A 21,497-nucleotide genomic window follows, 5' to 3' on the forward strand; every position below is an offset into this window, starting at 1 on the left:
TGAACAGCCGTCAGAAAGCCGCGACCCTGAACGTCGCGGCTTTTTTTGTTTCTGGCATCGCGACGCTGCTGCTCGATGAGCTCGCAGCCGTCGGGCCTGCGCTGGCCGTGAGGATGATCAGCAGCGGAAACTCTGTCCAGGATTTCGACTGCAGGCCACCGTCAAATTGTTCCAGCAATTTCAGACGCAACTGATTGACGGCCAATTTGATTTTCTCGACAGTCGTTGCTGTGACTTCAGACGGAGCAAATGAATGGCCGAGAAATCAAGCATCAGCATTGTGCTCTGGACAGCGCGATTGGCCGTGGCCCCATTGTTGGGGGCGCAGCCATGATTCGAATACGGGCGTCAGTAGGGCGGGGTGGGTTGAATCGAGCTGCCGACGTGCGGGTGGTGCAGAGAGCTTTGAATGTGTACAGGCGCCGGTACAGGCGCGGACGGGAAATCCCCGAATCCGGCCTGATCTCTTTCGATTCCGTCGAGACAATTCAAGATCTTCAACGCAGACTCGGCGCCAATCCAACAGGTCGGATTGAGCCGATGTCGCCTACGCTCCGGGCCCTTGGCCGCGCAGGTGGGCTGGCGGAATTCGACACTGCAATGCCGGAAGTGCTTAGAGCCGTGGCGGGCACCGTGGAAGTGTTGGTGAGCGACGGAAGGTTAGTGAGTTCGGGTTCTCAGTGGGGGCATGTTGCCGTCGACATTGGGGGTACCGTGTACTCGAGAGCTCATACCAATTACTACGTGCTGCCTCGCGCCTATTACTTGCAGCGAAACAGCTACCGCGTAACCGTGGGGCTTGTTCTTCGGATGTCTGGAGGAGAAATCGGCATCTTGCGAAGAGAGCTCCAACGCCGTGCCGCATTGCAGGCCCCATATGATCTCATCGGAAACAGCTGTTCAACGAATGTGGCCGACGTATTGGAAATGATCGGCGTGTTAGCGCACGACCCGCGATTTCAGTGGGACGCTTTGCGCAGGACTGCTGTCAGTCCGAAGGAAGTGCTGATAATTGTCTCGCGTTCGCCGCGCCTGCTCAGGCGCAACATTTATCCAAAGCTCAAATGAAGTTTCTTCTGTCAGCTGCTCTCTCGGCACTTATGTTGCTTGCCGTGGTGTACGGTTGTTCGGACGCGCCTAAAGGCCGCTGGAAAGTTACGGCGCCCGTCGATGTCTATGCGGATAATGATGACGGCGCTCCCGTTGCTTTTGTGTTGCAGCCAGGGGAAATCTGTGCCTTAGCCGATGGATGGAGCTATCAAAAAATGTTCAGGTTCAAGCGAGTCTCTTGCAGCGAACGCGATGGGTGGATATCGCTTGACTCGGATTTCGAAAAGGTACTGGGCGCGTAAAGAACCCAAATCGAACGGACAAAAAAACCGCGGCTCGCGCCGCGGTTTCACTGCTACTGCTACTGCAACTTCACTTAAATCAACTTCAACTTCAACTGCATTTACAGCAACTTCAACTGCGACCTCAACTTCAACTGCGACTTCAACTGCTACATCAACCGCCGCTGTCGCCAGAAAAAACCGGCCTCAAGCCATGATGCCGCCCGAGGCCGGCCGGGCTACAGCAAGCAGCTCACCGGGTGATCGGCGGGTATTCGAGCTCGCCGAACGTGTATTGACCGCTGGCCTTGGCTTGCGCCAGTTCAGCCTGGACTTCGGCGCGCGTCTTCGCGCTGCCGGTTGCCGCAATGACGGGCGGGTATTGCAGTTCGCCGAACGTGTACTCGCCGCTGACCTTGGCTTGTTGCAGTTGCGATTGCACTTCCTGCGAGCTCAGGCTGGTCGTCTGGGGCAGGGCGGGCGGATAGTCCAGCTCGCCGAAGGTGTACTGGCCGCTGGCCTTGGCTTGTTGCAGTTCGGTCGCGACCTGGGCGCTGCTCTTGGCTTGTTCCACGCCAGCGGCTTGCGCGCCGACGCCGGCCAGGGCCAGGGATAGAAACAGGGTAGTGGCTAGGGTTTTCATGATGAGACCTCCAATTCGAATTAATGGGGACCGAATCCGGCGGCCTTCCGTCGTGGTTCGTTTGCTGTTCCCGATGACTGAATTGTGCGCGTCATCCCACCTGGGATAAACCCGCATTTCATGAAAACATCTTTCCAAATAACCGAGTAATCAGAAAATTTCCAAAAATTAGCCACATAAATGGCATGGTTGATCCTGTGATGGCAGGAAACTCCCCTGGAATCAAAGCCTTTTATGCAAAAAAACCCCTGCCGAGGCAGGGGTTTTGTGTGGGGGCGAAAGTCCCTCAGGGCGTGGCTTTCTTCTTGAAATCGCCCGCCAGCGCCGTGCTGAACCCGTCCGGACGCAGATACTTGCGCAGGGCGGCATTGACGGCTTCCGGTGTCAGCGCGGAGATCTTCTTGTCCATCTCGGCCGACCATTCGAACGTGCGGCCGCGTTGCAGGTAGTCCAGCCAGGTGCTTGCCAGCACATCGTCCTGGGCCCGGGCCAGATTGCGGTAGTTCAGCAGGGCCGTAATGCCCTCAGAGATCTCCTTATCGGAGAAACCGTCCTTCAGGACTCGCGCCAGTTCTTCATTGATCGCTTTTTCCAGCCGCTCGCGGTTTTGCGGTGCATAGATCGCATACATGCTCCACGTTGCCGCGGGTTCGAACGACGACACCGACAGTGAACTGCGCACGTTGTAGGACAGGCCCTCAGTTTCGCGCACCCGGTTCCACAGGCGCGAGGTTTCGGACGCGCCGAAGAGGTAATTGCCCAGGTACAGCGCCGCATAATCGGCATCCGTGTCCTGCAGCTTCAGCGGCAGGCGCGACAGGAAGAACGCATTGGCCTTGTCTGGCGTCTCGATGTCGAACTGCTTGGCGGGAACATCGCGATACGGATTGGGCACGCGGGTGTATGCCGGCGCCTTCTTCCATCCGGCCAGGCCGGCGGTGATCGCCTTTTCCACGTCCTTGGGCTCGAAGTCGCCGACGGCGGCGAACTCGATATTGCCCGCCCCGTAGAACCGGGAATGGAACTTCGCCAGGGCATCGCGGTTCAGGGCGCGCACGCCGGCCAGCGATTCCTCGAACGTGGGCACATAGCGCAGATCGTCGGCGGGCCACGGATTGTCGTGGCGGGCCAGCGCCCGGCCCGCCAGCGCCGAGGGTTCGGTCATGGCGTTCTGGATCGAGGTTTCAAGCTGGCGCTGGTATTCCTCAAGCTGGTCCTGCGGGAAGCTGGCATTGCGGATGATATCGAGCGCCAAGGCGGTCAGTTCGGGCAGGTTCTCGCCTTTGGTCGACATGGCGACCTTGAGCGTGGTGCCGCCGCCGCTGAAGCCCAGCTCGGCCTGCAGCTTGTCCAGGCGGTCCTGGATGTCCTGGCGCGACAGCTTGGCCGTGCCGCGCAGCAGCAGGTCGGCGGCTGCGCTGGAACTTACGCGCTGGCCGAGCAGGTCTTTTCCGTTGCCGAACTGGATCAGCATCTGTGCCTGCACGCGGCTGCCGCGCGTGGCCTTGGGCAGCAGCGCCAGCTTGACCGGGCCATTGGGCAGATCCAGCGTCTTGCGCTGCGTGAGCTTGTCGATGTTCTCGGGCGTGGGGTCAAACGCCGAAGCGGCCTTGAAGTCCGGATCGCCCTTGTAGTCCTTGAAGATGGCGGTCAGGTCCACCCGTTGCGTCTGCGGGGCGCGGACCGGTTTTTCGGTCGGAATGTAGCGGCCCTCGATGCGGTTGCTCTGCACCAGATAGGTGGTGGCCGCCTTTTGCACCTCGGTCAGCGAGGCCTGACGGGCGCGGTCGCGCTGCAGGAAGAAGAGGCGCCAGTCGCCGGCGGCGATTGCTTCGGACAACGCCACGCCGACCTGTTCGGGATCGCTGTAGGTCTGTTCCCAGGCAGTCAGCCACTTGCTGCGCGCGCGGTCGAGTTCCTGCTGGGTGAAGGGCTTCTTGTCCAGCGATTCCAGCGTGCCCGTCAGCGCCTTCATCGCGGCGTCCAGGCTCTTGCCCGGCGTCAGTTGCGCGGCGAACATCGCCAGGCCCGGGTCCCGGTTTTCCATCGTGAAGCCGAACACGCCCGAGGCCAGCTTGGTGGGGACCAGCGCATGGTAGAGGCGGCCGGACGGCGTGTCGGCCAGTATCGTCGTGGCCAGATCGAACGGCACGAAATCGGCGCTGCCGGCGGCCGGGATGTGGTACATCGCCGCGACCAGCGGCGTGCCGCCGGTGCGGCGCAGCGTCACTGAGCGCTCGCCGTCCTGCGCGGGCTCCACCGTGTATTCAGGCGGCAGCTTGCGGTCGGGCTTGGGCAGCTTGCCCAGCGTGGCCTCGATATCCGCCAGCGTGGTCTGCGGATCGAACTTGCCCGCCACGATCAGCACGGCGTTGTCGGGCTGGTAGTACTCGTGATAGAAGGCGCGCAGCTGTCCGATGTCCACATTTTCGACGTCGGAACGCGCGCCGATGGTGTTCTTGCCGTAGCTGTGCCACTGGAAGGCCGCCGCCTGCATTTTCTGCATGAGGATGCGGAAAGGACTGTTTTCGCCGCTTTCCATCTCGTTGCGGACAACGGTCATTTCCGAATCCAGGTCTTCCTTGGCGATCAGGGAGTTGACCATGGCGTCGGCCTGCCAGCCCAGGTACCACTTCAGGGTCTCGGGATTGGCCGCGAAGCTGGCGAAGTAGTTGGTGCGGTCGCTGGAGGTCGACCCGTTGGCCTGCAGGCCGCGGCGCGAGAACTCGCCCATGGCGTTGCGGGTGGTGGACGTGCCCTTGAACAGCATGTGTTCGAGCAGGTGCGCCATGCCCGTCTGGCCGTAGTTTTCATTGCGCGAGCCCACCAGGTACGTCATGTTGACCGTGGTGGACGGCTTGGATTCGTCGGGAACCAGCAGCACTCGCAGCCCGTTGGCAAGTCGGTATTCGGTGATGCCTTCGATCGAGGCGGCCTCCGTGACGCCCGCCGGCAGGGTGGCGGCCCCGGCCTGAAAGGCCAGGAAGGAGGAAAAGAGCAGCACGCTCAGCGGGCGCGGCAGCTTCGACAGGGACAAGCGCATGGCGGACTATTCCTTTGGCATGGCAGAATCCGTTGGAGTGTATACGTTGGCAATGGTTCAGGCGCCTGTGCCGGGGACTGCGCCCGCGGCGGGCGCCAGGGCGGATGCCGCAAGCCCGAGGAAGTGGATATGTCCCTATCTGTTGAAGTCGAAACGCCGCGCCTGGTGCTGCGGCAGTGGCGGGCGGCCGACCGCGAGCCCTTCGCGGCGCTCAATGGCGATCCGCAGGTTACCGAACACCTGCTGCCGCTTACCGCCCGGGAAAGCGATGCGCTTGCCGACCGGCTGGCTGCGGGCATCGACGAGCATGGCTGGGGCTTCTGGGCGGTAGAGGCGCCGGGCGTGGCGCCCTTCATCGGCTTCGTGGGCATCAAACCGCTGGCGCCCATCCTGCCGTTCGCGCCGGGCGTGGAGATAGGCTGGCGCCTTGCCCGGGCCTACTGGGGCAGGGGGTATGCCAGCGAGGCCGCCCAGGCGGCCTTGCGCGTCGGGTTCGATCAGGTCGGACTGGACGAGATCGTGGCGTTTACGGTCGCGGCCAATCTGCGGTCCCGCGCGGTGATGGACCGGCTGGGCATGAAAGCCGATCCCGGTCTTTTCGACCATCCGGCGGTGCCCGTGGGAAGTCCCCTGCGTGCGCATGTGCTGTACCGCATAGGCCGGGACGACTGGCGCAAGCCAGGAGCCGGTGACGGAAACCTCGATGGCGCGGTGGTTGCGGCCGCATAAGGTCCGCGACGGCTTGTCGTTTCTGAATGCTGCGATGCAATATCGTGTGTGGCCATGGGCGATTTGAGGTCGGGCCGTTCGCGGGTGTAAGCTTTTGAGTACGTAGTAGCTGTTGTCGACGGGATGCGCGACAGCCGCCTACCGGCTTCCCGTCCAACGCCAGACGCCGCCCCACGCGCGGCGCCGGTGCTTGTCGTTCGCGCCTTCGCCGCCGGCATCCTGCCAGCGCATCTTACGGAGGAACGACCCATGCTGACCGAGATCGTCACGCGTGCTTTGTCCCAATTGACAGGCAGCGCCCTTAGCGGCGATGGCATCAAAGGGCAGTTTCAGTACGCTTATGCCAGTGATGACGGCCAATTCGTGGCCATACTGACCCATGACATGACCACGTATGTGGTGGACTTGAACACGCAGCGGTATTTCGCGGAGTGCGGGGGATCGCCCCGCGGATTCGCCGGCCACGTGCTTGAAATGGAGGGCGCTACTGCACGCACCCATCCGTGGCCCGCCGCCCATGATCTTTTCGACCTGGACATGGATGCGGACGAACTGTCCTGGCGCCAGTGCCCGGGGCTGCGCAACATGGCAAACAGCGCCCACCGATCTGTGGAGAGCCGCGCCGCCTGAGAGTGGCCAGAAGCGGCAACACCTCACTGAACCGGCGGCCTCGCCGGTTTTTTTTTTAGACGATGACCCCAGCCCGGCATTTCGCTACTCAACCGACGCACTCATCGAAGCCCTAAATCAGCAGCAGTCATGGCTGCTTCAAGCAGCCAGCAGCCAGAGTGTCTTCTTGATCCGCTCGGTCAGTGAGCCGGACGGAAGGCGAGGCGACGCATAGACACCCAGGGTCATGGATGGGGGCGACGGCAGCGCATGCTTCCCGTTGAGTGACACCAGGCCCGGAACCGCGCGTTTTGCGGGGGCGATGGTCAAGCCGATGCCGCTGCGCGAAGCGCCGTGCAGCAAGGCCAGCGCATCGGCTTCAAATGCCAAGATCCACTCGATGCCGGCCTTCTCAACAAGCGCAATGACTGCGTCGCGCCAGGCACATGGTTCACGCCAGAGCACGAGCGGCAACGGCCGCAAGGCCGGGTCGAAGAATGGGGCCGCTGCCCAGGTCAACGGATAGTCCCGGGTCTCCAGCGGCGCCGCCCGTGTCTGCTGTGGATCGACGAGCGCCAGATCGAAGATCCCATCCTCGATGCCTTGCGCGATCACCTGTCCGGAGGCGTGAACGATCTCCAGACTCAAACTCGGATGGATAACCTTGAGATCGTGCAGCACGGCCATGCGCTGGTGGCCCACACTTTCCTCCGACAAGCCGATACGCAACTGCGTTTTTTCGTACTGCTCTCCGAGTGCGGCCGGGATGCCGTCGGTCAGAGCGAGTATGCGCTCGGCCAGTTCCATCAAGCGTTCTCCCGACGCAGTGGGCGCAACCCCGACGTTGGTCCGAACCAGCAACGTGTGACCCAGGCGCTCTTCCAGCCGCTGGATGTGCTGACTGATGGCGGGTTGCGTCCGCCCGAGCAACTTCGCCGCACGGCTGATGTTGCCGCTGCGGATGACGGTCGCAAAGCTGCGAAGCAGGCCGAGATCGAAGTCGGCTGGCATCATAAATTTTTATATCCAGGCATAAAAATGAGGATGCTATAAATATTTAATTGTGGTGGCTATCGTACTGCTTTGCATCGGATGCATCCACGATATGCCCAATTCACGAGACATCTCTGCTCCCTTTGCCGCTATCCTGCCGTTGATGGCGGCAACCTGCACGGCGCTGCTGGCGACCGATCTGTATCTGCCCAGTATCCCGTCGTTACCCCTGTGGCTAGGGGGAACGCTCGCTCAAGCGCAACTCACGTTGCCGGCCTTTTTCGCCACTTTTGCAGTGGCCTTGCTGCTTTACGGGGCATTGGCCGAGACCTATGGACGGCTGCGTGTGCTGTTGACCGGCATGGCCGTCTTCCTGGCTGGCTGCGTGCTGGGCGGACTTGCACCGAATATCGAAACGCTGCTGATCGCTCGCGGGATGCAAGGCGCGGGCGCGGCAGCGGCGCCGGCTGTGGCGCCGGCCCTGGTGCGGGAAATCGGCGATCGGACGACCAGCATCAGGGCGTTATCCTGGCTGGCTGTCTGCCAATCCATCGTGCCCGCGCTCGGGCCATTGCTGGGCGCGGGCGTGCTTGCGCTGTGGGGGTGGCGTGCCAGTTTCATTCTGCTGGTTCTGGCGGGCGGCATCTGCTTGTGGGCATTGTTGCGCTGGCGGGTTTCATTCGCGGGGACACTCGCCACGACAAAGCCGGAGCACCACGCGGCGCAGGCGCTGTGGCGTACCTATGCGCTGGTGCTGTCGCGTACGTCCTTCCTGGGCCACGCATTGGGGTATGCCTGCGCCTATGGCGCGATGCTGACGTTCGTGGGTTCGGCGCCATTCCTGTTGCAGCGCGCCTACGGACTCGCACCCTGGTCTTTCGCAGTGGTGCAGGCGGCCATGGTGGCTTGCTTCATGGCAGGCGCCATGTCCTCGGCCCGTTTCGTCGAGAGCCGCGGCGTGCGGCGCACCATCGCGCTGTCCAATGGACTGTTTGGCGTCACCGTGGCGATTCTGTGGCTCATTGCCCTGCAAAGTATGCCGAGCACCATGTTGACCGTCACGCTGGCGATGCTGCCGTCACAGATCGGTCTCGGCCTGCGCTCCGGCGTATCCAAGCAAGCCGCAATGGACAGCGTGCCGGAGCGTCCGTCCAGCGCTTCGGCGATGACCTCCTTCCTTTGCTTCGGCTTCGCGGTGATCGGGAACGCGGTGGTTTCGATTTTTCTGGCGTTCCAGATCCTGCCTGTGGCCCTGGTATGCCTGACGTTCTTCCTGGTCGGGCTGGCAGCCAGCTTGCTGCCGTGGCGGCCTGCGCGCTCTGAGAATTCCTCTCTCGAGATTCGGAGGTGAGAGGAAAGGAATCGTTCTCCCGTGGTGGTTAAAATTCCGCCATGAATACACACCCGGAATTCCGCGCTCCGCAGGGATCCACGCTGGTCGATTGCACGCATGACCGCCATGCGGACCAGATCCTGGCCATCTTCAATGACGCCATCGCCACGTCCACCGCACTGTACGACTACAAGCCGCGGCCGCGCGAAGCGATGCAGGGATGGTTCCAGGCCAAGCTGCAGGGCGGTTTCCCGGTCGTAGGCCTGGAAAACGAAGCGGGCGAGCTCATGGCCTTTGCCAGCTACGGCACGTTCCGCGCGTGGCCGGCCTACAAGTATTCGGTTGAGCACTCTGTTTACGTGGACGCGCGTTTCCGCGGCCGCGGCCTGGGCGAGGCCCTGATGTGCGAACTGATCGGGCGGGCGCGCGCCCATGGCGTGCATGTGCTGATCGGCGGGATTGATGCCGCCAACCAGGGCAGCATTCGCCTGCACGAGAAGCTGGGCTTTCAGCATGCCGGCACGATCCGCGAGGCGGGCTTCAAGTTCGGGCGCTGGCTGGACCTGGCGTTCTATCAGCTCACGCTGGACACGCCCGACAACCCGGTCGACGGTTGATCCGGGCTGGCGTGGCGGCTGTTTTCTAAAGGCCGGCGCCGCGCCCTACTTGGACAGCATCCGCATGGCCTGCTCCAGTCCCGCAACGGTCACGGGGTACATGCGGTCCTGCATGATGTCGCGCATCAGCGCGATGGATTGGCGGTATTGCCACGAGGCGGTGGGCTCGGGATTGAGCCAGACGGACTTGGGCCAGGCGTCGAGCAGGCGGCGCATCCATTCGGCGCCGGGCTCCTTGTTGTAGTGCTCCACCGAGCCGCCCGGCTGGAGGATCTCGTAGGGGCTCATCGTGGCGTCGCCGACGATGATCAGCCGCCAGTCCGGGTTGTATTTGCGCAGCACGTCCCAGGTGTCGAAGCGTTCGCTCTGGCGGCGGCGGTTGCTCTGCCACAGGCTTTCGTAGGGGCAGTTGTGGAAGTAATAGACTTCCAGGTTGCGGAATTCGCTGCGGGCCGCCGAGAACAATTCCTCGACCCGGCCGATGTGGTCGTCCATGCTGCCGCCTACGTCCAGCAGCATCAGCACCTTGACCGTGTTGTGGCGTTCCGGAACCATGCGCAGGTCCAGGTGGCCGGCGTTGCGCGCGGTGCTGGCGATCGTGTCGTCCAGGTCCAGTTCCAGTTCGGCGCCCTGGCGCGCGAAGCGCCGCAGCCGGCGCAGCGCCACCTTGAAATTGCGCGTGCCCAGTTCGACCTGGTCGTCGTAGTCTTTGAACTGGCGCATGTCCCAGACCTTGACCGCGGTGCGGTTGCCGGCCGACGCGCCGCCTACGCGGATGCCTTCCGGATGGTAGCCGCCGTTGCCGAAGGGCGAGGTGCCGCCGGTGCCTATCCATTTGCTGCCGCCCGCGTGGCGTTCCTTCTGCTCTTCGAGGCGTTCCTTGAAGAGCTCCATGAGCTTGTCCCAGCCGTGCTTTTCGATGGCGGCCTTTTCTTCGGGAGACAGGCTTTTTTCGAACTGCTTGATCAGCCAGTCCAGCGGGATGTCCTTGCCCGCGGGCAGCGCGGCCTCGATGCCTTTGTAATAGGCGCCGAAGGCCTTGTCGTAGCGGTCGTAGAGGGATTCGTCCTTGACCAGCGTGGCGCGCGCCAGGAAGTAGAACTCGTCCAGCGTGGGCGACATCAGGTCCTGGCGCAAGGCGTCCACCAGGGTCAGGTATTCCTTCACCGAGACGGGCAGCTTGTGCGCCCGGAGGTGGTAGAAGAAGTCGATCAGCATGTGCGGGCCGCCCGTGGTTGCCGCATCAGCGGCGCTGGCCGCCGCGGGTCATGGCCGCCAGGCGTTCGAGCAGGTGCACATCCTGTTCGTTCTTGAGCAGCGCGCCGGCCATCAGCGGCACCGCCGTCGCCGTGTGCGCGTCGATCTGCGCGGCCGTGGCGTCCTCCGCCAGCAGCAGGCGCAGCCAGTCCAGCAGTTCCGAGGTGGACGGCTTTTTCTTGAGGCCGGGGGCTTCGCGCAGCGAGAAGAACGTATCGAGCGCGGCGCGCAGCACGTCCTGCTTCAGGTCGGGATAGTGGACCGCCACGATGTCGCGCATCGTCTCGCGGTCCGGAAAGCGGATGTAGTGGAAGAAGCAGCGGCGCAGGAAGGCGTCGGGCAGGTCTTTTTCGTTGTTGGACGTGATGATGACCAGCGGACGATGGCGCGCGGCGATGGTCTCGCGCGTTTCGTAGACATGGAACTCCATGCGGTCCAGTTCGCGCAGCAGGTCGTTGGGGAATTCGATGTCGGCCTTGTCGATTTCGTCGATCAGCAGGACCACCGGCTCATGCGACTGGAACGCCTGCCACAGCGTGCCCTGGACGATGTAGTTGCGGATGTCGCGGACCTTTTCGTCGCCCAGCTGCGAATCGCGCAGGCGCGACACCGCGTCGTATTCGTACAGACCCTGATGCGCCTTGGTCGTGGACTTGATGTGCCATTGCAGCAGCGGCCGGCCGAGCGCGCGGGCCACTTCTTCCGCCAGCATCGTCTTGCCGGTACCGGGTTCGCCCTTGATCAGGAGCGGGCGCTGCAAGGTCAGCGCGGCATTGACGGCGAGCTTGAGGTCATCGGTGGCGACGTAGCTGTCGGTCCCATCGAAGCGGACTGGCTTGGCGGAAGAGGCGTTCTGGGCTGCGGGCATGGTCTGATGGCTTCTGTGGTTTGATGGGGATCAACACTAACGCAAGGTATTAATCCTGAGCAATTATCGTACAATCAGGCGGTTTTGCTTTGGGTTCCACCCGCAACGTGTTTGCCGAGGGCCTTTTCGTGTGAGCAGGCCCTAGTCCTTAGCCATACCAAGAAGAGTCATTCCAATGAAGTTGCGAACCTCTCTGAAGTACACGGTTTCCGTGTTGGCCACGATGGCATCCTGTGCGATCGCCGGCCAGGTTGTTGCTGCAGACGCAGCGCCGGTCGGTAATGTCCAGAATGCCCGCGACAAGGTCTCCATGTGCATCGGCTGCCACGGCATCCCAGGCTACAAGGCGACATTTCCCGAGCTTTATCACGTTCCGATGATTGCTGGCCAGAACGCCAAATACATCGAAACTGCCCTCAACGAGTACAAGAAAGGCGCGCGCAGCCATCCCACGATGGACGCCATTGCGGGCAGCCTGTCCGACCAGGATATTGCCGACCTGGCCGCGTACTACTCGAATCTGAAATAAGGGGGCAAAACCATGAATCGCACGATGCTTGCCCTTGCGGGCGCGACCCTGGCCATTTCGGGCGCCGCCGCCCAGGCGCAGGACCTGGCGGCCGGCAAGGCCGTCTTCGACAAATTCAATTGCGCATCCTGCCATGGCGCCGACGCCAAGACGGCGGTGGATCCCGCGTATCCCACGCTGGCCGGTCAGCACGCCGATTACCTGGCCCATGCCCTGAAAGCCTACAAGCGCGGGGCCTCCGGCAGCGCGGCCACGGCCAATGTGCGCAAGAACCCCATCATGGGCGCCTTCGCCACGCAGCTGTCCGATCAGGATATCTCGAACGTGTCGGCCTGGCTGGCGTCCCTGCCCAGCGACCTGGGCGTGCGCCGGTAAGGCCGGCGAAAATCGGCGGGGCCTGATGAAAACCCTCGGATTCGAGGGTTTTTGTTTCGCTCAGAGGCTGGCGCGGCGGCGGATCAGGTCGATGTAGGTATCGCTGTCCAGCGGCGTGCCCAGGCGCTGCGCTTCCCAGACCACCTGGCCCAGGCATTCCATGATTTCATGGGCGGCGTGGTGCGCGTCCGAGCGGGCCGTCAACTGCTGGTAAGCCTGGCGGATGCCGGGCGGATGGTCGATTGACAGCTGTTCGGCGATGGCCAGGTGCATCGACAGGTGCAGGAATGGATTGGTCCGACCCTTTTCCACCGCGTATTCGGCCGTCATGGCATCGGGGCTTTCGAGGTCCGCGTGGTATTCCGGATGTTCGATGATCCAGTCCAGCGCAATGGCCTCCAACGGCGTCAGCACGTCGTTGGCGCGGTGCTTGCGCCAGGTTTCGATAAAGAATTCGCGGACTTGGTCGCGTGAGGGATTGAACATCTGGGGGGCAAAAAAACGGGCTGTGGTCGCAATATTTTACCGCCCCGTACGGACCGCCGGCTCCGCCGGGCGCTTTGCGATATAGAATTGGTTGCTATCCGCCAGCCGGTGTGCGGTTCGCTGGAGGCGGCACGGCCCGCGGAATCGGACGTTTTCCGGTGCCGGGCGCGTGCAACAGTGCGTGCAGAAAAACCACCCGGAGCAAATGGAGCATTCATGTCCTACCAACATATCAAGGTTCCCGCCGGCGGCCAGAAAATCACGGTCAATGCCGATTTCTCGCTGAATGTGCCTGAACAGCCCATCGTTCCCTTCATCGAAGGCGACGGCACGGGCGCCGACATCACCCCCGTGATGATCAAGGTTGTCGACGCAGCGGTGCAGAAAGCCTACGGCGGCAAGCGCAAGATCCACTGGATGGAAGTCTACGCCGGGGAAAAGGCCACCAAGGTCTACGGCCCGGACGTGTGGCTGCCCGATGAAACCCTGGAGGTCGTCAAGGACTACGTGGTGTCCATCAAGGGCCCGTTGACCACCCCGGTCGGCGGCGGCATCCGTTCCCTGAACGTGGCGCTGCGCCAGCAGCTCGATCTGTACGTCTGCCTGCGTCCCGTGGCGTACTTCAAGGGCGTGCCGTCCCCGGTGCGCGAGCCCGAAAAAACCAACATGGTGATCTTCCGCGAGAACTCGGAAGACATCTACGCCGGCATCGAATACATGGCGGAAAGCGAGCAGGCCAAGGAACTGATCCAGTTCCTGCAGACCAAGCTCGGCGTCAAGAAGATCCGCTTCCCGAACACCTCGTCCATCGGCATCAAGCCCGTGTCGCGCGAAGGCACCGAGCGCCTGGTGCGCAAGGCAGCCCAGTACGTCATCGACAATGACCGCACGTCGCTGACCCTGGTGCACAAGGGCAACATCATGAAGTTCACCGAAGGCGGCTTCCGCGACTGGGGCTATGAACTCCTGCAGAAGGAATTCGGCGCCCAACTGATCGACGGCGGCCCGTGGTGCAAGTTCAAGAACCCGAAGACCGGCCGCGAAGTCATCGTGAAGGACGTCATTGCCGATGCGTTCCTGCAGCAGATCCTGCTGCGTCCGGCCGAGTACGACGTCATCGCCACCCTGAACCTGAACGGCGACTACATTTCCGACGCGCTGGCCGCGCAAGTGGGCGGCATCGGCATCGCTCCGGGCGCGAACCTGTCGGATTCCGTGGCCATGTTCGAGGCCACCCACGGCACGGCGCCCAAGTACGCGGGCAAGGACTACGTCAACCCCGGTTCCGAGATCCTGTCCGCCGAAATGATGCTGCGCCACATGGGCTGGACCGAAGCTGCCGACCTGATCATCTCCAGCATGGAAAAATCCATCCTGTCCAAGAAGGTCACCTACGACTTCGCCCGTCTGCTCGAAGGCGCGACGCAGGTGTCTTGCTCGGGCTTCGGCCAGGTGATGATCGAAAACATGTAAGCCGCGGACGGGGCCCGCGCCGGGCAGTTTCCGGCGTGTTCCAGCCCTGATTCCGCCTTTCCCGCAAACCCGCCCGCCGTCAAGGCGGGCGGGTTTTGTCTAACCTAATCGGCATGATGCGCTTTGCGCGTGCTTTGTTTTTCCCAGGTTGAGTGTTGTGCCCCGAATGTATGTTTCTTTGGCCACCTGGCTGGTGCTCCTGGTTCCCGCGCTGGCTTTGACCAGCCCGGTGGGCGGCCCGGCTATCTTGTATCTGAGCGCCCTGATCGCGCTGACCGCGCTGGCGGCAAATGCGATAAAGCGCTACGAGCCGATGGATTTCGGCGCTTTGTGGCCCATGGGGCTGGCGTTGTTGGCGCCGCTGGCCTGTATGCTGATCACGTCCGCGGTCAAAGGCCTGTGGAGCAGTTCGGAACTCGAAAAGCTGCTGCGTTTCGCGCTTGCGCTGCCCGTGCTGTGGCTGCTGCTGCGTGCGCCGCAGCGGTGGCTCAAATGCGTGCAGTGGAGCATTCTTGCCGGCGCGCTGGCGGGCGCCGGGCTGCTGATCGTCACGATGATGACGGGTGGCCGTGGCGCTGTCGTGGATGTCGGGGGGCGCTACAACGCGGTGGCGTTCGCGAACATTGTGTTGCTGTTCGGCAGCATGACCCTGCTGTCGCTCGGGTGGGGCCCCAGCACGCGCTGGCCGCGCCTTGAAACCGGCGTGAAGGTGCTGGCCGTCGTGCTGGCGATATGCGCCACCTGGATGTCCGAGACCCGCAGCAGCTGGATGCTGCTGCCCATCCTGGGCGTGGTCATTCTGCTTGGTCTGCGCAACTGGCGGCGCCGCCACAAAGTGTATTGCGCGCTGGCTATCTGCGCGGTGCTGGTGGTCAGCGCGACCGCGATCTGGACGTTCAGCAGCCGCATGAAGGAGATCGCGCACGACGTCCAGGGCTTCACCACGTCGTCCAACCGCGACACGTCCTTCGGGATCCGGCTGCAGTTGTGGCACGCGTCGATCCTGATGTTCGAGAAGAGCCCGGTCGTCGGCGTTGGCCCCGGCAAGTTCCGCGAGGAACTGCGCGAATTGCAGGGCAAGGGTATCGTGACGCAAGAGGTCGTCGATGGCTTTGGCGAACCCCATAACGACCTGCTGGCGGCCTTGGCCGGCTACGGGCTGCTGGGCCTTCTCGGCATTCTCACGCTCTACCTGCTGCCCGCCGCGGTTTTCTTCCGGCGGCTTGCCAGCGACGACCGGGTCATACGCGTAGGCGCGCAGCTGGGCCTGCTGTTCTGCCTGGGCTTTTGCGCGTTCAGCCTGACTGAGATGATGTTCCGCAACATGCGCAGCGTGCCCACCTACTCGCTGATCGTGGTGACGCTGATCGCGCTGACCACCGCGCGCCCGCAGCGCGTATCGCGGCCGGCGAAATAACGCGGCACGCGGTGTCCGTCTTCAGGCTGTCTGCAGCCGGCTAGCCGAATGCTGCACCAGACCCATGGCCCGCTGCAGCCGCGCGCCGAGCTCGCGGCTGGCGGGCATCATCGGCATGCGCAGTTCGTCGGCGATGAGCCCCTGCAGGTACAGCGCGCGCTTGATCGGCGCGGGATTGGGTTCGCTGAACAGCAGCCGGGCCAGCCCGCGCAGCGGTTCGAACATCTGGCGGGCGGCCTCCGCGTGGCCGTTGCGCGCCAATTGCATGACTTCGACATAGCGTTCGGGATACACATGGGCGGCGGCCGGAATGGCGCCGCGGCCCCCTGCCAGGAAATGGTCCAGCAGCGCCAGGTCGTCGCCGCACAGCGCGTCCAGCCTGCGTCGCGCATTGAGCGCGGACAGCACCGAGGGATTGCATTCCTTCACCGCGCCGAAGTTGGGCAACGCGGCCAAAGCTTCCATGGTTTCGACCGTCATCGTCACGCCCGCGCGCTTGGGAATGTTGTAGAGGATGATGGGGCGCTGGGTGGCCCAGGCGATCTGCCGGTAATGCCACAGGATGCCGGCCTGCGAAGGACCCAGGTAGTAGGGCGGGGGCACCAGGTAGCCAGCGGGCGCGTACTTGTCCAGCCGGCGCACGGCCGCGGCTACGCCCCGGGTGTCGACGCCGCCCGCGCCGAAAACCAGCGGAAGGGCGTGCGGGTCGCTGGCGATGGCTTCGATCATGTCGATCTTCTCGGGCATGCTGACCAGGTTCCCTTCGCCGGTGGAGCCGAACAGGACCAGCCCGGCGATGCCGGCGTTGCGGTAGTAGCGGGCCAGCGCCTGCGCGGCGTCCAGGTCGATGTGGCCGCCGCGCATCGGCGTCACCATGGGCAGCCATATGCCTTCAAAAACAGTCTTGGCGGGCATGTCCATGGCTTACTGCACCGTGATGGCCGGGGCCGGACGAACCGGTCCGAATTCCGCACGCGGCAGTCCGCGCATGACGGCGTGCATCAGGGCGTCCAGTTCGTCTTGTTCGCATTGCAGCTGCAAGACGCTCTGCGCGTGGGCATGGTCCACCGACAGCAGATAGACCCCGATGCGCGCGCCCAGTTCGCGATGCAGCGCCAGGCGAACGTTCAGGGCATCCAGCGTGTCGATCCGGACCGTCAGCGCGATCATGCTGGATCGCGGCCGCGATGCGAGCGGAGCAGGGGAATGGTTCGGCGTAGGGTCGAAGCGGCGGTCCAGTCGGGGAATCATGGCGGGGGGGCGGAGGCGCCGTTCGCGGCGGTCCGGGATCCGGTTGGTTGATGACGATTCCACTATAGGAACCGCGCCGTAAATCCTGCCGATAAAAGCGGGCGGGGCGCGTAAATATGGCGTCAACGCCCGCCGCGAATCAGAACGTCTTTGTCAACGACAGCAGGCCCGTGGCGCGGCCCATGTCGCGGCCGCGCGTATTCGTGTAGACGGCGCGGTCGGCATTGGTGTCCAGGTAGGCCAGGGAGACAGACAGGCCCTGGCCGAAGTCCTTGGTCAGGCCCAGCTTCCAGTCGGTGTACGAGCCGTTGTCGACGTTGCGCACGGATTGGCGGCCAACGTGGGCGTTGAGGGTCAGCCCCCAGATGCCGGTGTCGAAATTGCCGGACAGGTCGAAATACTGGCTGTATTTGCTGTCGGCGAAACCGAACAGGTTGGTCATGGCGATCGAATACTTGAACATCACGGGGCCGTAGCCGATCCCGGCATAGAGCTCGGTGGTGTCGGGGCTGGTGTAGCCCGAGGGGTAGTCCCCCGGGTAGTAGTACTGCAGCACGCCCAGGTCCACCGGCACGCCTTCGGCGATATTGCCCTTGTATCCGCCATAGAGGTCCATTTCCACAGGGGCGGACACGTCGCCGTTGCTGTCGTTCAGCCAGCTGATGCTCGAGTTCCAGTTGCCCACATATAGACCGCTGGAGTGGGCGAGGTCGAAGCCGCCCTGGATCGCGGGCTTGTTGTTGGTCTGCATCAGGCCGCGGTAGCGGTACTGGCTGGCCAGCGTGACGTTGGCTGTCAGGGTGTATTCCGACGAGGCGGGCGTGGCCTCGGCGGGGGCGTCGGCCGCCTGGGCGGTGGCGGCAAGGGACAGCAGCGCGAGCGCGGCCAGGGTGTTGCGGGACATGGAATGCTCCTGTTGTTGGACGGGTCCGCAACAATAGGAGGATTGGCGTAAAGCGCGAGACAAGACTGGCGCGCCGTGCGTAAAGACTGCATTAATGTGCGAGGCCCGCAGGCCCCTGCCCGCGGATGCCGGGCGCCCTCAGCCCGCGAAGCGATAGCCCACGCCGATCTCGGTCAGCAGGTACACGGGCTGGGCCGGGTCCGCCTCCAGCTTCTGGCGCAGATGGCCCATGTAGATGCGCAGGTAGTGGTTGCTTTCAACGTGCGACGGGCCCCACACCTGGCGCAGGAGCTCGCGGTGCGTCATGACCTTGCCGCGATGGGCCAGCAGCGCGGCGAGCAGGCGGTATTCCATGGCGGTCAGATGCACATGCTGGCCGGCGCGTTCGACGACCCGCCGGGAGAAGTCCACGCGGACGTCGCCGAACGCGATCTCGGACGCGTTGCCCGCGCCGCCCCGGCCATGGCGCCGCAGCAGCACGCGCAGGCGGGCCAGCAGTTCGCTGACGCCGAAGGGCTTGGCCAGGTAGTCGTCGGCTCCGGCGTCCAGCGCGGCCACCTTGTCGGCCTCGGCGCTGCGCGCCGACAGCACCAGCACCGGCACTTCGGTCCAGCCGCGCAGTTCGCGGATCAGCGTCATGCCGTCCTCGTCGGGCAGACCGAGGTCCAGCACGATCGCGTCGGGCTGCCGGGTGCCGGCCTCGATGAGGCCGCGCTTGACCGTGTCGGCCTCGTGTACCGTGCAGCCCTCGCTTTCCAGGGCCTGGCGGACGAACCGCCGGATATTGGCGTCGTCTTCGATGATCAGGATGACGGGCTGGAAGTCGAACATGGGAGTGGGGAATTCAAGGGGTTTCGGGCTGGATGACGGGCGGCACGCCCAGCGGCAGGCTGAAGACGAATTGGGCGCCGGAGGCTTGCCCGGGCGCATGCTCGACCCAGATGCGGCCATGGTGGGCGGAGATGATTGCCTCGCACACCGCCAGGCCCAGGCCGACGCCGGGTGTGGCGGACTCGCGCTCGCCGCGGGTGAATTTCTCGAAGATGCGGCGTTCCGCGCCGGGCGGCACGCCGGGGCCATTGTCGCTGACCGCCACACGCATTTCGCCTTCCTGCGCGGTCGCATGCACGCGCAGGGTGCTGCCGGCCGGCGTGTACTTGACGGCGTTTTCCAGCAGGTTGCACAGCACGCGCTCGATCAGCACGCCGTCGCATTCCACCAGCGGCAGGTCCGACAGGCTGTCGACCTGGACACGGTGCTGCGCCAGGGCTTCCCGCATGGCGGCCAGCGCGGCGCCGACCAGTTCCTCGATGGACTGCCATTCCAGGCGCAGTGGCGCGTCGCGGCTCTGCAGCCGGGCCATGTCCAGCAGGTTGATGACCAGCGCATGCATGCGCTGGGCCTGGTCGCGCATCGCGCGGATGGTGTCCTGGACGCCGGGCGGCAGCCCGGAGGGCTCGCGCATCAGCGTGTCGGTCATGCCTACCAGGCTGGTGAGCGGCGTGCGCAGGTCGTGCGAAACGGCGGCCAGCAGGGAGTTGCGCAGCTTCTCCGATTCCATGCTGACCAGCGCCTGCTGCGCCACTTCCACATAGTGCAGGCGTTCCAGCGCGATGGCGATCAGGGTGGCGTAGGCCTCGATCTGGCGGCGCGAGTCCGGATGCGAAAACAGGCTGCGGCGCGGCGCGGCCAGCGCCAGGACGCCTCGCGTGCGCATCGGGGCTTTTAGCGGCAGGTACAGCAGGTCGCTGTTGGAGAGGGTGGCGGTGCCCGCGCCCGCTGGCTGGCCGTGGTCGTAGACCCACTGCGCCAGCGCGGATTCCAGTGGCGGCATGTCGCCGTCGGCGGGCGAGGCCAGCTTCAGGCGGTCGTCCAGGCCCAGGATGTAGAGCGCGCAGCGCGAGCCGAAGGTCGCATGCACGAACGAGCCGGCCAGGGTCACGATCTGCTCCGGCAGCAGCGCGGACGACAGTTCCCGCGCGAATTCGTACAGGCTGCGCGCGTCGGCTTCGCGCTTGACCGAGGCTTGGGCCTGCAGGCGCAGGCCGGCGGTCAACTGGCCGATCAGGAGCCCGACGCCCAGCAGCACGCCGAAGGTCAGCAGGTACTGCACGTCGGACACCGCGAATGACGACAGGGGCTGGACGAAGAAGAAGTCGAACAGCCCCACGCTGACGACGGACGCCAGCGCTGCGGGGCCGCGGCCATGGCGCAGCGCCACGGCCACCACCGCCAGCAGGAACAGCATGACGATGTTGGTCTGGTGCAGGGCAGGGAAGGCAAGCGCGGACAGTCCGGTGGCCGCCGCGCAGTAGCACAGGGCCCAGGCGTAGCCGGCCCAGGAGCGCACGCCGCGTTCGTCGGCGGCCAGGCGGGCGCGTTGTCCCAGCGTGAGCGGGTCGCGGCCGGCCGCCGTGCGCGCGGGCAGCGGCGGCGCGCCAAGCCGGATGATGTCGATTTCGGGGCAGCCCGCCGCCAGCATGTCGGCAAAGCTGCGGCGGCGCCAGAGCCAGCCCGGCGACATGATGGCGGTCAGCAGCGCCGACAGCGACAGGCGCAGGCGCTGCAGCCCGCCGGCGCGGGTGCGCCCCACGATCGCCTTGGTGATGTTGTGCCGGCGCACATAGCGCACCACTGCGTCGACCATGTCGCCGCCGGCCAGGGTTTCCGTACGGGCGCCCAGCGAGTCGGCCAGCGCCAGGCTGTGCTGCAACCGTTCCTGTTCGGCGGCCGGCGGGGGGGCCGCGCGCGGCGTGTCGATGGTCACGACGTGCAGGTCGCAATCGAGCTGCTGGCTGATGCGGTGGGCGCTGCGGATGACGTATTCGGCATCGGCGTCGGGGCCGATGCAGGCGACGATGGCCTCGCGCGTGCGCCAGACGGGCTCGATGGCGCGGTCGCGGCGATAGGCCTGGACGTCGTCGTCGACGTGGTCGGCGGTGCGGCGCAGCGCCAGCTCGCGCAGCGCGATCAGATTGCCCTTGCGGAAAAAGTTGCGCGTCGCGTGGCGCGCCTGCTCCGGCAGGTAGACCTTGCCTTCCTTCAAGCGGCGCAGCAGTTCGTCGGCGGACAGGTCGACCAGGATGACTTCGTCGGCTGCGTCGAAGACCTCGTCGGGCACGGTTTCCCACACGCGCACGCCGGTGATGCTGCCGACGGCCTCGTTCAAGCTGTCCAGGTGTTGCACATTCAGCGTGGTCCAGACGTCGATGCCCGCCGCCAGCAGTTCCTGGATGTCTTGCCAGCGCTTGGCGTGGCGCGATCCCGGCGCATTGGAGTGGGCCAGCTCGTCCACCAGCACCAGTTCGGGGCGCCGCTGCAATGCGCCGTCCAGGTCGAATTCCTTGAGCACGTGGCCGCGGTACGCGACGTCCTTGAGCGGCAGCACGGGCAGGCCGTCGAGCAGCGTCGCGGTTTCGCGGCGGCCGTGCGTTTCGACGATGCCGGCCAGTACGTCGGCGCCCTGCGCGGCGTGCGCGCGCGCGGCCGTCAGCATGGCGTAGGTTTTGCCCACGCCGGCCGACGAACCGAAGTACACGCGCAGCTTGCCGCGCACCGCCCGGCGTTCGGCGTCGTCCAGGGTCTTCAGTAGCGCGTCGGGATCGGGACGCTCGCCAGCAATGTCAGCCATGAACGCAC

Annotated in this window: 22 protein-coding genes; 10 read left to right on the top strand and 12 right to left on the bottom strand. The window is 64.4% G+C overall.

What is annotated here, in order from left to right; genetic code table 11:
* Positions 1-10: 10 nt before the first annotated feature.
* Positions 11-205, bottom strand: a complete 195-nt coding sequence (locus tag KYC_RS03265) for a hypothetical protein (RefSeq protein ID WP_008158797.1) — start codon at positions 203-205, stop codon at positions 11-13.
* 335 nt (positions 206-540) lie between these two features.
* Here KYC_RS03265 and KYC_RS03270 point away from each other — a divergent pair, with 335 nt between their 5' ends.
* Positions 541-1,068: a hypothetical protein gene (locus KYC_RS03270; protein ID WP_008158798.1), complete on the top strand. Its 528-nt coding sequence runs from the start codon at positions 541-543 to the stop codon at positions 1,066-1,068.
* Positions 1,065-1,352, top strand: a complete 288-nt coding sequence (locus KYC_RS29415; RefSeq protein ID WP_139026492.1) for a hypothetical protein — start codon at positions 1,065-1,067, stop codon at positions 1,350-1,352. Before KYC_RS03270 ends, KYC_RS29415 begins: the two co-directional genes overlap by 4 nt.
* Positions 1,353-1,584: 232 nt before the next feature.
* Here the strand turns inward: KYC_RS29415 and KYC_RS03275 are convergent, their stop codons facing one another.
* The gene (locus tag KYC_RS03275; RefSeq protein ID WP_008158799.1) at positions 1,585-1,974 is read right to left on the bottom strand and encodes a DUF4148 domain-containing protein; all 390 of its coding nucleotides are present in this window, start codon (positions 1,972-1,974) and stop codon (positions 1,585-1,587) included.
* Between the two features lie 286 nt (positions 1,975-2,260).
* Entirely contained in the window at positions 2,261-5,017 is a 2,757-nt protein-coding gene (locus KYC_RS03280) for a M16 family metallopeptidase (RefSeq protein ID WP_008158800.1), read from the bottom strand.
* A 129-nt stretch (positions 5,018-5,146) separates the two neighbouring features.
* Between KYC_RS03280 and KYC_RS03285 the strand changes: the two genes are divergently transcribed.
* Both KYC_RS03285 and KYC_RS03290 read left to right on the top strand, forming a co-directional pair.
* Positions 5,147-5,746, top strand: coding sequence for a GNAT family N-acetyltransferase (locus KYC_RS03285; protein ID WP_008158801.1), 600 nt, complete (start codon positions 5,147-5,149; stop codon positions 5,744-5,746).
* 249 nt (positions 5,747-5,995) lie between these two features.
* Positions 5,996-6,376 carry a hypothetical protein gene (locus KYC_RS03290; RefSeq protein WP_008158803.1) on the top strand — a complete coding sequence of 127 codons (381 nt, stop codon included), beginning with the start codon at positions 5,996-5,998 and terminating at the stop codon, positions 6,374-6,376.
* 138 nt (positions 6,377-6,514) lie between these two features.
* On the opposite strand, the gene KYC_RS03295 is transcribed toward KYC_RS03290, so the two are convergent.
* Positions 6,515-7,369 (bottom strand): LysR family transcriptional regulator, encoded by an 855-nt coding sequence (locus KYC_RS03295; protein ID WP_008158804.1) that lies wholly within the window; start codon positions 7,367-7,369, stop codon positions 6,515-6,517.
* Between the two features lie 91 nt (positions 7,370-7,460).
* Here KYC_RS03295 and KYC_RS03300 point away from each other — a divergent pair, with 91 nt between their 5' ends.
* Both KYC_RS03300 and KYC_RS03305 read left to right on the top strand, forming a co-directional pair.
* Positions 7,461-8,699 (top strand): MFS transporter, encoded by a 1,239-nt coding sequence (locus KYC_RS03300; protein WP_081477971.1) that lies wholly within the window; start codon positions 7,461-7,463, stop codon positions 8,697-8,699.
* A gap of 41 nt (positions 8,700-8,740) precedes the next feature.
* Positions 8,741-9,298, top strand: a complete 558-nt coding sequence (locus KYC_RS03305) for a GNAT family N-acetyltransferase (protein WP_008158808.1) — start codon at positions 8,741-8,743, stop codon at positions 9,296-9,298.
* A gap of 45 nt (positions 9,299-9,343) precedes the next feature.
* Here KYC_RS03305 and KYC_RS03310 read toward each other — a convergent pair whose 3' ends face one another.
* Complete coding sequence (locus KYC_RS03310; protein WP_008158810.1) at positions 9,344-10,516, bottom strand: vWA domain-containing protein; 1,173 nt, start codon at positions 10,514-10,516, stop codon at positions 9,344-9,346.
* Positions 10,517-10,541: 25 nt separating this feature from the next.
* Positions 10,542-11,423 carry an AAA family ATPase gene (locus KYC_RS03315; RefSeq protein ID WP_008158812.1) on the bottom strand — a complete coding sequence of 294 codons (882 nt, stop codon included), beginning with the start codon at positions 11,421-11,423 and terminating at the stop codon, positions 10,542-10,544.
* A gap of 175 nt (positions 11,424-11,598) precedes the next feature.
* On the opposite strand from KYC_RS03315, the gene KYC_RS03320 reads away from it, so the two are divergent.
* Together KYC_RS03320 and KYC_RS03325 are read left to right on the top strand one after the other, a co-directional pair.
* Positions 11,599-11,952, top strand: a complete 354-nt coding sequence (locus tag KYC_RS03320; RefSeq protein ID WP_008158815.1) for a c-type cytochrome — start codon at positions 11,599-11,601, stop codon at positions 11,950-11,952.
* A gap of 12 nt (positions 11,953-11,964) precedes the next feature.
* Positions 11,965-12,327, top strand: a complete 363-nt coding sequence (locus tag KYC_RS03325; RefSeq protein ID WP_043517395.1) for a c-type cytochrome — start codon at positions 11,965-11,967, stop codon at positions 12,325-12,327.
* Positions 12,328-12,387: 60 nt separating this feature from the next.
* On the opposite strand, the gene KYC_RS03330 is transcribed toward KYC_RS03325, so the two are convergent.
* Positions 12,388-12,813: a DUF1841 family protein gene (locus tag KYC_RS03330; protein ID WP_008158819.1), complete on the bottom strand. Its 426-nt coding sequence runs from the start codon at positions 12,811-12,813 to the stop codon at positions 12,388-12,390.
* Between the two features lie 216 nt (positions 12,814-13,029).
* On the opposite strand from KYC_RS03330, the gene icd reads away from it, so the two are divergent.
* Positions 13,030-14,286: an NADP-dependent isocitrate dehydrogenase gene (gene icd, locus KYC_RS03335; RefSeq protein WP_008158821.1), complete on the top strand. Its 1,257-nt coding sequence runs from the start codon at positions 13,030-13,032 to the stop codon at positions 14,284-14,286.
* Between the two features lie 157 nt (positions 14,287-14,443).
* Positions 14,444-15,703 (top strand): O-antigen ligase family protein, encoded by a 1,260-nt coding sequence (locus KYC_RS03340; RefSeq protein WP_043517397.1) that lies wholly within the window; start codon positions 14,444-14,446, stop codon positions 15,701-15,703.
* A gap of 21 nt (positions 15,704-15,724) precedes the next feature.
* Here the strand turns inward: KYC_RS03340 and KYC_RS03345 are convergent, their stop codons facing one another.
* The 5 genes from KYC_RS03345 to KYC_RS03365 all read right to left on the bottom strand — a co-directional run bounded on the left by KYC_RS03345 (position 15,725) and on the right by KYC_RS03365 (position 21,489).
* Positions 15,725-16,624, bottom strand: coding sequence for a 4-hydroxy-tetrahydrodipicolinate synthase family protein (locus KYC_RS03345; protein WP_008158825.1), 900 nt, complete (start codon positions 16,622-16,624; stop codon positions 15,725-15,727).
* Between the two features lie 3 nt (positions 16,625-16,627).
* Positions 16,628-16,873, bottom strand: coding sequence for a hypothetical protein (locus KYC_RS03350; RefSeq protein ID WP_008158826.1), 246 nt, complete (start codon positions 16,871-16,873; stop codon positions 16,628-16,630).
* Between the two features lie 220 nt (positions 16,874-17,093).
* Positions 17,094-17,858: a TorF family putative porin gene (locus KYC_RS03355; RefSeq protein WP_008158828.1), complete on the bottom strand. Its 765-nt coding sequence runs from the start codon at positions 17,856-17,858 to the stop codon at positions 17,094-17,096.
* A gap of 138 nt (positions 17,859-17,996) precedes the next feature.
* Positions 17,997-18,689, bottom strand: coding sequence for a two-component system response regulator KdpE (gene kdpE / locus KYC_RS03360; RefSeq protein ID WP_008158830.1), 693 nt, complete (start codon positions 18,687-18,689; stop codon positions 17,997-17,999).
* Between the two features lie 13 nt (positions 18,690-18,702).
* Positions 18,703-21,489, bottom strand: a complete 2,787-nt coding sequence (locus tag KYC_RS03365) for a sensor histidine kinase (protein WP_008158832.1) — start codon at positions 21,487-21,489, stop codon at positions 18,703-18,705.
* Positions 21,490-21,497: the final 8 nt, after the last annotated feature.

It is taken from the genome of Achromobacter arsenitoxydans SY8 (assembly GCF_000236785.1).
GTDB lineage: Bacteria > Pseudomonadota > Gammaproteobacteria > Burkholderiales > Burkholderiaceae_B > Achromobacter > Achromobacter arsenitoxydans.

What these genes read in the sequence shown, in the direction of transcription:
- KYC_RS03270 (WP_008158798.1), top strand. Translation starts at nt 541, where the DNA reads ATGTCGCCTACGCTCCGGGCCCTTGGCCGCGCAGGTGGGCTGGCGGAA.
- KYC_RS29415 (WP_139026492.1), top strand. Translation starts at nt 1,065, where the DNA reads ATGAAGTTTCTTCTGTCAGCTGCTCTCTCGGCACTTATGTTGCTTGCC.
- KYC_RS03275 (WP_008158799.1), bottom strand. Translation starts at nt 1,974, where the DNA reads ATGAAAACCCTAGCCACTACCCTGTTTCTATCCCTGGCCCTGGCCGGC.
- KYC_RS03280 (WP_008158800.1), bottom strand. Translation starts at nt 5,017, where the DNA reads ATGCGCTTGTCCCTGTCGAAGCTGCCGCGCCCGCTGAGCGTGCTGCTC.
- KYC_RS03285 (WP_008158801.1), top strand. Translation starts at nt 5,147, where the DNA reads ATGTCCCTATCTGTTGAAGTCGAAACGCCGCGCCTGGTGCTGCGGCAG.
- KYC_RS03290 (WP_008158803.1), top strand. Translation starts at nt 5,996, where the DNA reads ATGCTGACCGAGATCGTCACGCGTGCTTTGTCCCAATTGACAGGCAGC.
- KYC_RS03295 (WP_008158804.1), bottom strand. Translation starts at nt 7,369, where the DNA reads ATGATGCCAGCCGACTTCGATCTCGGCCTGCTTCGCAGCTTTGCGACC.
- KYC_RS03300 (WP_081477971.1), top strand. Translation starts at nt 7,461, where the DNA reads ATGCCCAATTCACGAGACATCTCTGCTCCCTTTGCCGCTATCCTGCCG.
- KYC_RS03305 (WP_008158808.1), top strand. Translation starts at nt 8,741, where the DNA reads ATGAATACACACCCGGAATTCCGCGCTCCGCAGGGATCCACGCTGGTC.
- KYC_RS03310 (WP_008158810.1), bottom strand. Translation starts at nt 10,516, where the DNA reads ATGCTGATCGACTTCTTCTACCACCTCCGGGCGCACAAGCTGCCCGTC.
- KYC_RS03315 (WP_008158812.1), bottom strand. Translation starts at nt 11,423, where the DNA reads ATGCCCGCAGCCCAGAACGCCTCTTCCGCCAAGCCAGTCCGCTTCGAT.
- KYC_RS03320 (WP_008158815.1), top strand. Translation starts at nt 11,599, where the DNA reads ATGAAGTTGCGAACCTCTCTGAAGTACACGGTTTCCGTGTTGGCCACG.
- KYC_RS03325 (WP_043517395.1), top strand. Translation starts at nt 11,965, where the DNA reads ATGAATCGCACGATGCTTGCCCTTGCGGGCGCGACCCTGGCCATTTCG.
- KYC_RS03330 (WP_008158819.1), bottom strand. Translation starts at nt 12,813, where the DNA reads ATGTTCAATCCCTCACGCGACCAAGTCCGCGAATTCTTTATCGAAACC.
- icd (WP_008158821.1), top strand. Translation starts at nt 13,030, where the DNA reads ATGTCCTACCAACATATCAAGGTTCCCGCCGGCGGCCAGAAAATCACG.
- KYC_RS03345 (WP_008158825.1), bottom strand. Translation starts at nt 16,624, where the DNA reads ATGGACATGCCCGCCAAGACTGTTTTTGAAGGCATATGGCTGCCCATG.
- KYC_RS03350 (WP_008158826.1), bottom strand. Translation starts at nt 16,873, where the DNA reads ATGATCGCGCTGACGGTCCGGATCGACACGCTGGATGCCCTGAACGTT.
- KYC_RS03355 (WP_008158828.1), bottom strand. Translation starts at nt 17,858, where the DNA reads ATGTCCCGCAACACCCTGGCCGCGCTCGCGCTGCTGTCCCTTGCCGCC.
- kdpE (WP_008158830.1), bottom strand. Translation starts at nt 18,689, where the DNA reads ATGTTCGACTTCCAGCCCGTCATCCTGATCATCGAAGACGACGCCAAT.
- KYC_RS03365 (WP_008158832.1), bottom strand. Translation starts at nt 21,489, where the DNA reads ATGGCTGACATTGCTGGCGAGCGTCCCGATCCCGACGCGCTACTGAAG.